Genomic DNA, 6196 nt, shown 5'->3' with positions numbered 1-6196 from the left:
GTGATGATTAATGATGCGCGGCAGTTTATCTGGACCCAGCCACTACAGATGTTGTGGCCCGGTCTGGCGCTGTTTATCAGCGTGATGGCCTTTAACCTGGTGGGCGACGCGCTGCGCGATCGTCTCGATCCTCACCTGATCGCGGAGCACAGCCACTGATGCCGCAAAAGATCCAGTTAGAACAATTTACTCTGTGCGCCGCCCGCCCGCTGGTGACGGATCTGTCGCTGACCCTGCGTCGCGGGCAGGTGCTGGCTCTGCTGGGCAGCAGCGGTTGCGGGAAATCGCTGACCTGCGCCGCCGCGCTTGGCGTGCTGCCCCCCGGCGTCCGGCAAACCGCCGGACATCTGCTGCTGGACGGCATTCCGGTGCACGGTGAGCAGCTACGGGGCGGCACCGTTGCCACTATTATGCAGAATCCGCGCAGCGCCTTTAATCCGCTGTATACGATGGCGACTCATGCACGGGAAACCTGCCACGCCACCGGCCAGCCTGCGGATGAGGCGACGCTTATTGCCGCCATGGTCGCCGTCGGTCTGGAAAACCCGGCTCAGCTCCTTAAACGCTATCCCTTCGAGATGAGCGGCGGTATGTTGCAACGAATGATGATCGCCCTCGCCCTGCTGAGTAGGGCGCCTTTTATCTTCGCCGATGAACCCACCACCGACCTCGATGCCGTGGCACAGGGACGTATTCTGGATCTGCTGGAAGAGATTGTCTCCTGCCGCGGCCAGGGCCTGCTGCTGGTCACTCACGATATGGGCGTAGTCGCGCGACTGGCGCACGAGGTTGCGGTGATGGACCACGGGCACATCGTCGAGCATTGCGACGTCAACACCCTGTTCAGCGCTCCCCGGCATCCGGTGAGTCAACGGCTGCTGGCAGCACATCTGGCGCTGTACGGCATGGAGTTTGCAGAATGAACTTACTGAACGTTACCGACGTCAGCCACGATTACCCGCACCATCCGGGCGTGCTCCGCGACGTCAGCCTGAGCATCCAGGCGGGTGAAACGGTAGCGCTGCTCGGACGCAGCGGCTGCGGTAAAAGCACCCTGGCGAGGATGCTGGTCGGCCTTGAGACACCGGATAAAGGCGAGATAACCTGGCGCGGAACGCCAATTTATACGCTAAAAGACGAAGCGCAGCGGGCGTTTCGTCGCGATATCCAGTTGGTTTTTCAGGATGCACAAAGCGCAGTGAACCCGCGTAAAACGGTGCATGAGATCATCAGTGAACCGTTGCGCCATCTGTTTCGCTTCGCGCGCGATGAGCGCCAGGCGCAGGTCGAAACGATAATGCAGGCGGTGGATCTTTCTCCTCTCCTGCTCGACAAACGCCCGCACCAGCTTAGCGGTGGGCAGCTACAGCGCGTTTGCCTGGCGCGGGCGCTGGTTGTGCGCCCCCCTTTGCTGATCCTCGATGAGGCCGTCTCGAATCTTGACCTCGTTTTGCAGGCGGAGATCGTTGCGTTGCTGAAGCGTCTGCAGGTACAGTTTTCTACCGCCTGCCTGTTTATCACGCACGACCTGCGACTGGTAGAGCGTTTTTGTCAGCGGGTGATGGTGATGGAGAGCGGGCAGATTGTTGAAACCACCGCAGTCAACACACCGCTGCGCCTTCAGTCAATGGCGGGCCGGGCACTTCAGCGTGCGGTCCTTCCCGCTTTTCCACTGACCCTTGCTAAAGAGAAACGACCATGCAGCGCGTAACCCTGACTCTTGATGACGATCTTCTGGCAACCCTGGACGCGCTGAGCGCCCGACGCGGCTATCACAACCGTTCGGAGGCAGTGCGTGATATCTTGCGCAATACGTTGATGCATGAAGATGCACAACAGCCCGAACAGCGCGGTTACGCGGTGCTTTCCTATGTCTATGAGCATGAAAAGCGCGAGCTGGCAAGCCGGCTGATTGCCACACAGCACCACCACCATGACCTGTCCGTTGCGACGCTGCACGTGCATATCAGCCATGACGACTGCCTGGAGATTGCCGTCCTTAAAGGCGAGATGGGCGAGGTGCAGCATTTTGCCGATGAGGTGATTGCCCAGCGCGGCGTACGCCATGGTCATTTGCACTGCTTAACGGCTTCAGATGAGCATACGCACCGCTGAAGCGCAATACCGCCTGATAAACCACGGTAATTAACGTGGTTTATCAACAGTTGATAAACCAAGTAAATGATACGCTTTCACAACTTTTCTACCTTCCTATAATAGCCGCTCATTTAACGATCTCGTTATGGCGAGGCTCCTGCACAAATACAAGTTACCGCCCTGCTGGTATCGAGAGAGACCACTCAGGGAAATACAGGCATCCATCGAATCAAGGTGTTGCCAAGGTAACTTCTGACGGCATTCATGCCAGGCAGATACGTTGTGCAGTGCTAAAACCAGGACGTAGGGATCTGCCTGTGCTCATCCTGTCTTGTTCGCCCCTATGAGTGATTTTTTATAGGGAATTACACTATGTCTTCAATGCAACACTGCGCCGCGCACCTGGCCACCTCCGCCTTCGATGGCGATGCGATTGCCCAGTACATGCGTACCGATTTTATCACTCTGCCCGAGCACCTCAGCGTCTATGAAGCACGGGAGCTCTTTGTCTCGCAGCTCACCAGTGACGATATTCCAGGCCAGGTCTTTGTGGTGGCCGGAAAGAAGCTGCGCGGCAGTTTATCGATTAAAAAGCTGCTTCAGGAGAGCGATACGGCGCAATCCATTCGCTATTTGATGGACAGTTGCCTGTTCCGCGTGAAGCCCGATGATGAGCGCCAGGAAGTCGTCGCCGAACTGAGCGAACGCGGACTCGACCTGGTGCCGGTGGTTGAAAAAGGTGAACTGGTCGGCTGCCTGATGGAAAAAGAGATTGCCCATCTGCTGGAAGACGACGTTACTGAAGATGTGCAGCGCCAGGGCGCAACGCTCCCGCTGGAGAAGCCCTATCTGGAGATCAGCCCGTGGACGCTGTGGAAGAAACGTTCGGTGTGGTTGTTGCTGCTGTTCGTGGCGGAAGCTTACACCAGCAGCGTCATTCAACATTTTGAAGAGGCGCTGGAATCCGCCATTGCGCTGGCCTTCTTTATTCCGTTGCTGATCGGCACCGGCGGTAACAGCGGTACGCAGATCACCTCCACGCTGGTCCGTTCCATGGCGCTCGGGGAAGTACGCTTGCGCGATATGGGCCGGGTGATTCGGAAAGAAATGACGACATCGTTGCTGATTGCCATCACTCTGGGTCTGGCGGGCTGCCTGCGCGCCTGGATGATGGGCATCGGCATGGAGATCACCCTGATTGTCAGCCTGACGCTGGTATGCATTACGCTGTGGAGCGCGGTGGTATCGTCAGCGATCCCTCTGACGCTCAAGCGTCTGGGCATCGACCCGGCGGTGGTTTCAGCGCCGTTTATCGCCACGCTGATCGATGGCACCGGGCTGATTATCTACTTCAAAATCGCCCAGTATTTTCTTGGTCTGGACGGGTAACCCCGTGGGCAGCGTCCCATAAAAGGAGGCTGCCCTCGTCTTATGCCTCTACCAGCGCCTGGGCGCAGGCCCAGGCGGAAGACCATGCCCACTGGAAGTTATAGCCGCCCAGCCAGCCGGTCACATCCATCACTTCACCGATAAAATAGAGCCCCGGCACCTTGCGTGCTTCCATGGTCCGCGACGACAGTTCGTGAGTATCTACGCCGCCGAGAGTCACCTCAGCCGTACGGTAGCCCTCGGTGCCGTTGGGCTGCACGCGCCAGGCGGTCAACGTCTCCACCAGCATTTCCTGCTCACGCACGTTGAGTTGTTTTAGCGTGACGTCCGGAATTTGCCCCAGCAGCTGCAGGCACTCCACCAGCCGCTTAGGCAACTGCATGGCGAGGGTATTTTTCAGGCTTTGATTCGGATGTTCGCTACGCTGATCGTTAAGGAAATCATCAAGATGACAATCCGGCAGCAGATTGATAGTGACAAACTCACCCGGCTGCCAGTAGCTGGATATTTGCAGTACCGCTGGCCCGGAAAGCCCGCGGTGGGTAAACAGCAGATTCTCGCGAAACAGCGTGCCGTCCTGTGCGGTAATGGTTGATGGCACCGACACGCCCGAAAGCACCTGCAACTGCTCAAGCAGCGGTTTATGCAGAGTAAAGGGCACCAGGCCCGCACGGGTCGGCAGGACCTTGAGGCCAAACTGCTCGGCAAGCTTATAGCCGAACGGCGACGCGCCCAGCCCGGGCATCGACAGGCCGCCGGAGGCCACGACCAGTTTTTTCGCCGCCACCTCGTCACCATTGAGCTGTAACCTGTAGCCTTCATCATCGCGTTCTACGCCGATAATTTCGCTACGCAGGCGAATTTGCACGCCGCCTTTCTCACATTCGGCCAGCAGCAGGTTGACGATTTGCCCGGCGGAGTCATCGCAAAACAGCTGGCCAAGGGTCTTCTCATGCCAGGCAATTCCGTGCTTGCCTACCAGTTCGATAAAATCCCACTGGGTATAACGCGCCAGCGCAGATTTGCAAAAATGCGGATTCAGGCTGAGGTAAGCTGCAGGCTCAATATACATATTGGTAAAGTTGCAGCGGCCACCGCCGGACATCAGGATTTTACGGCCCGGCTTTTTGCCATTCTCCAGCAACAGCACGCGCAGCCCCGCCTGGCCCGCCTGCGCTGCACAAAACATTCCCGCCGCCCCGGCGCCAATTACAACGGCATCAAACCTTTCCACACAACCTTCCTCATATCCCGATTGTCGGGAATTGTAAATTTTTCACGCTGGTCGCACCAGCATGAAAATCCATGTATTCATGTACATTATTGAAAGATATAAGATTACTCTCAAGCGGGTAAAATCCCGACCGGAAGAAAATCAAAAAAAGTCTATATTTCACTTTGCCCGCGCCGCTAAAGTCACTGATAATGCGCCGCGTTCATGTCCTCAAAATGGCGTAACGTCCTATGCTACATTTATTTGCCGGTCTGGATTTACATACCGGACTATTACTATTGCTTGCTTTAGCTTTCGTGCTGTTTTACGAAGCGATTAACGGTTTTCATGATACCGCAAACGCTGTTGCTACTGTGATTTACACACGCGCAATGCGGTCACAACTTGCTGTTGCGATGGCGGCCCTCTTCAACTTCTTCGGTGTTCTGTTGGGGGGTCTTAGCGTCGCTTATGCCATCGTGCATATGCTGCCGACCGATCTGCTGCTTAACATGGGTTCCGCACATGGCCTCGCCATGGTGTTCTCTATGCTGCTGGCAGCGATTATCTGGAACCTCGGCACCTGGTATTTTGGCCTTCCGGCCTCCAGTTCGCACACGCTGATCGGCGCTATCATCGGGATTGGTTTAACCAATGCGCTGATGACCGGCACATCCGTGGTTGACGCGTTGAATATCCCGAAAGTCATGGGTATTTTCGGCTCACTTATCATCTCACCAATTGTAGGTCTGGTGGTCGCGGGCGGCCTGATTTTCATTTTGCGTCGTTACTGGAGCGGTACCAAAAAACGTGCTCGTATTCACCTGACTCCCGCAGAACGTGAAAAGAAAGACGGCAAGAAAAAGCCGCCATTCTGGACCCGTATTGCCCTGATTCTGTCCGCCATTGGCGTATCGTTCTCCCACGGTGCTAACGACGGCCAGAAAGGCATTGGTCTGGTCATGTTGGTGCTTATCGGCGTGGCGCCGGCAGGTTTCGTCGTGAATATGAATGCCTCCGGCTATGAGATAACCCGAACCCGCGATGCGGTGAACAACGTGGAAACTTTCTTCGAACAGCGCCCTGAGCTGTTGAAAAAGGTCACCGGCGTTGATCAACTGATTCCGTCTCCGGAGACCGGGACAGCCGCCAGCGGCGATGAGTTCCATTGCCATCCGGCGAATACCATCAACGCGCTGAATCACGTGAAGACGGCGCTGACCGGTATTGAAAGCTATGACTCGCTCTCCATTGATCAGCGTAGTCAGCTGCGTCGCATCATGCTGTGCATTTCCGACACCACCGACAAAGTCGCGAAGCTACCGGAAGTGAATGCTGATGATCAGCGCCTGTTGAAGAAACTGAAAACCGATATGCTGAGCACCATCGAGTACGCGCCAATCTGGATCATTATGGCCGTGGCGCTGGCGCTGGGTATCGGCACCATGATCGGCTGGCGTCGCGTGGCGACCACTATCGGCGAGAAGATCGGTAAGA

At 56.4% G+C, this 6196-nt stretch carries 6 protein-coding genes, 1 pseudogene and 1 riboswitch; of the genes and pseudogenes, 6 read left to right on the top strand and 1 reads right to left on the bottom strand.

The window, feature by feature from the left end; genetic code table 11:
* The 5 genes and pseudogenes from nikC to ACZAHD_RS20780 form a co-directional block, all read left to right on the top strand.
* Positions 1–159 (top strand): annotated as a pseudogene (gene nikC, locus ACZAHD_RS20800) (nickel ABC transporter permease subunit NikC); the annotation flags it as partial.
* Positions 159–923: a nickel import ATP-binding protein NikD gene (locus ACZAHD_RS20795; RefSeq protein ID WP_462458448.1), complete on the top strand. Its 765-nt coding sequence runs from the start codon at positions 159–161 to the stop codon at positions 921–923. The pseudogene nikC and the gene ACZAHD_RS20795, both read left to right, overlap by 1 nt.
* Positions 920–1711, top strand: a complete 792-nt coding sequence (nikE, locus tag ACZAHD_RS20790; RefSeq protein ID WP_462458447.1) for a nickel import ATP-binding protein NikE — start codon at positions 920–922, stop codon at positions 1709–1711. The genes ACZAHD_RS20795 and nikE overlap by 4 nt, the downstream gene beginning before the upstream one ends.
* Entirely contained in the window at positions 1699–2115 is a 417-nt protein-coding gene (nikR, locus tag ACZAHD_RS20785; protein WP_462458446.1) for a nickel-responsive transcriptional regulator NikR, read from the top strand. Before nikE ends, nikR begins: the two co-directional genes overlap by 13 nt.
* A gap of 114 nt (positions 2116–2229) precedes the next feature.
* A riboswitch (M-box (ykoK) riboswitch) is annotated at positions 2230–2413 on the top strand.
* A gap of 56 nt (positions 2414–2469) precedes the next feature.
* Entirely contained in the window at positions 2470–3486 is a 1017-nt protein-coding gene (locus ACZAHD_RS20780; protein ID WP_462458445.1) for a magnesium transporter, read from the top strand.
* Between the two features lie 40 nt (positions 3487–3526).
* On the opposite strand, the gene ACZAHD_RS20775 is transcribed toward ACZAHD_RS20780, so the two are convergent.
* The gene (locus tag ACZAHD_RS20775; RefSeq protein ID WP_462458444.1) at positions 3527–4720 is read right to left on the bottom strand and encodes a BaiN/RdsA family NAD(P)/FAD-dependent oxidoreductase; all 1194 of its coding nucleotides are present in this window, start codon (positions 4718–4720) and stop codon (positions 3527–3529) included.
* A 230-nt stretch (positions 4721–4950) separates the two neighbouring features.
* Between ACZAHD_RS20775 and ACZAHD_RS20770 the strand changes: the two genes are divergently transcribed.
* Positions 4951–6196 (top strand): inorganic phosphate transporter (locus ACZAHD_RS20770; protein WP_462458443.1); only part of this gene is annotated, 1246 nt, incomplete at its 3' end.

It is taken from the genome of Raoultella sp., assembly GCF_039594335.1.
Lineage (GTDB): Bacteria > Pseudomonadota > Gammaproteobacteria > Enterobacterales > Enterobacteriaceae > Klebsiella.
Note: the sequence above shows the minus strand (reverse complement) of the source record. Positions and strands in the feature narration are given on the sequence as shown.

What these genes read in the sequence shown, in the direction of transcription:
- ACZAHD_RS20795 (WP_462458448.1), top strand. Translation starts at nt 159, where the DNA reads ATGCCGCAAAAGATCCAGTTAGAACAATTTACTCTGTGCGCCGCCCGC.
- nikE (WP_462458447.1), top strand. Translation starts at nt 920, where the DNA reads ATGAACTTACTGAACGTTACCGACGTCAGCCACGATTACCCGCACCAT.
- nikR (WP_462458446.1), top strand. Translation starts at nt 1,699, where the DNA reads ATGCAGCGCGTAACCCTGACTCTTGATGACGATCTTCTGGCAACCCTG.
- ACZAHD_RS20780 (WP_462458445.1), top strand. Translation starts at nt 2,470, where the DNA reads ATGTCTTCAATGCAACACTGCGCCGCGCACCTGGCCACCTCCGCCTTC.